Genomic DNA, 334 nt, shown 5'->3' with positions numbered 1-334 from the left:
CCGGGCGAAGAAGACCACGAAGGCCTTCGCGGAGCTCCTGAACATCGCCGGGGTCAAGTTCGCGATCATGGGCGGTGACGAGAAGTGCACCGGTGACTCCCCGCGCCGTCTGGGCAACGAGCCGCTGTTCCAGCAGCTCGGCCAGGAGAACGTGGCCATGCTGAACATGGCGTTCGGCGAGGACGACGAGGACCCGGCAACGAAGAAGCCGAAGTCGGCGAAGCGGATCGTCTCCACCTGCCCGCACTGCTTCAACACCATCGCCAACGAGTACCCGCAGCTCGGCGGCGAGTACGAGGTCATCCACCACACCCAGCTGCTGCAGCACCTGATC

The 334-nt window shown here is 65.0% G+C and carries 1 protein-coding gene; it reads left to right on the top strand.

The features are described from left to right. Positions 1-334: heterodisulfide reductase-related iron-sulfur binding cluster (locus tag IO30_RS41105; RefSeq protein ID WP_037895542.1), on the top strand; the 334-nt coding region annotated here is incomplete at both ends.

Source organism: Streptomyces xanthophaeus, assembly GCF_000725805.1.
Taxonomy (GTDB): domain Bacteria; phylum Actinomycetota; class Actinomycetes; order Streptomycetales; family Streptomycetaceae; genus Streptomyces; species Streptomyces xanthophaeus.
This window is presented reverse-complemented; position numbering and strand designations above follow the sequence as displayed.